Origin of the sequence: Okeania sp. SIO2F5, from assembly GCF_010692685.1 — a bacterium.
GTDB classification, from domain to species: Bacteria; Cyanobacteriota; Cyanobacteriia; order Cyanobacteriales; family Microcoleaceae; genus Okeania; species Okeania hirsuta.
In genome coordinates this window covers 1-1405 of record NZ_JAAHGU010000307.1, presented here as the reverse complement: position 1 = coordinate 1405, position 1405 = coordinate 1, and the positions used below count along the sequence as shown (strand labels likewise).

The 1405-nt window shown below is 40.4% G+C and carries 1 protein-coding gene; it reads left to right on the top strand.

Features of this window, described 5'->3' with window-relative positions:
* Positions 1–125 precede the first annotated feature (125 nt).
* Positions 126–1382 (top strand): RNA-guided endonuclease TnpB family protein, encoded by a 1257-nt coding sequence (locus tag F6K27_RS33175; protein WP_287280514.1) that lies wholly within the window; start codon positions 126–128, stop codon positions 1380–1382.
* The last annotated feature ends 23 nt before the right edge of the window (positions 1383–1405 follow it).

Sequence of the window (1405 nt, the reverse complement as noted above, 5' to 3'; positions counted from 1 at the left end):
TTTATCAAAGTGTTGCGAGAAGACCCGCGCTCTCCCGAAGGGGAGCGTCGGGATGAATCGCAATCAATGTTGATATTTCACAAACAATGTGTTAAAACTGTGAAAAGTTAATTCCCTAGCAATAGATGGTCGAGAAAGCATACAAATTTAGGTTCTATCCTACTCCAGAACAAGAAAACTTGTTGCGGAGAACTTTAGGCTGTGTGCGACTAATCTACAACAAAGCTTTGGCTATTAGAACTCAAGCTTGGTACGAGAAACAGGAGCGTGTAAGCTACAAGCAAACTTCGGCCATGCTGAGTTCTTGGAAAAAGCAGGAAGACTTAAACTTTCTCACATCTGTAAGTAGTGTACCATTACAGCAAAGTTTAAGACATTTACAGACAGCTTTTACTAACTTTTTCAATAAACGTACTAAATACCCTAACTTTAAGAAAAAACGTCACGGAGGTAGTGCGGAATTCACAAAGTGTGCATTTCAATGGAAAAATGGTCAAGTATATCTAGCTAAATGTAGTAAACCATTACCAATTAGATGGAGTAGACAACTACCCCTAGGTTGCAGTCCTACTACAATAACAGTTAAACTTGACCCATCTAATAGATGGTCAGTATCCTTAAGGTTTAACGACAACAGAGATTTAAAACTCAAGCCACTCAAAAAAAGAGTAGGTGTAGATGTAGGTATTAGTAGTCTGATTGCCACAAGCGATGGTACAAAAGTTAACAACCCTAAATATTTTAATAAACTGTATAAAAAACTCAGATTATCTCAAAAGTCTCTATCGAGGAAAACTAAGGGGTCTAATAACTATCAAAAAGCTAGACTGAAAGTAGCCAAGATACACGCAAAAATTAAAGATTCCAGGCTAGACTATACCCATAAACTGACAACCCAACTTATTAGAGAAAATCAAACTATTGTAGTTGAGGACTTGGCAGTAAAAAACATGGTCAAGAACCATAAGCTAGCAAGAGCAATAAGTGATGCTAACTGGGGAGAATTAGTCAGACAATTAGAGTACAAAGCAGAATGGTACGGCCGGGAATTAATTAAAATTGATAGATATTTTCCCAGTTCCAAGCGTTGTTCTAATTGTGGGTATGTGGTAGATAAACTACCTTTAGATATTAGAGAGTGGGACTGTCCAGAATGTACAGCTCACCATGATAGAGATATTAATGCAAGTATAAACATTTTGCGGATGGGAACCCGCGTCGGCGATAGACGCAAGGGAACGCCCACCAAGAAGGCTGCCGGGCAGGCAGTGTCAGTCTGTGGAGCGACTGTAAGACCTGAAGGGAGTAAATCCCCGAAGGCGGGTGCATTGAAGCAGAAAGCCCCCATCAGTGATGTTGGAGAATCCCGCGCTGTCTCGTAGAGCAGCGTCGGGAGGATGTCAAT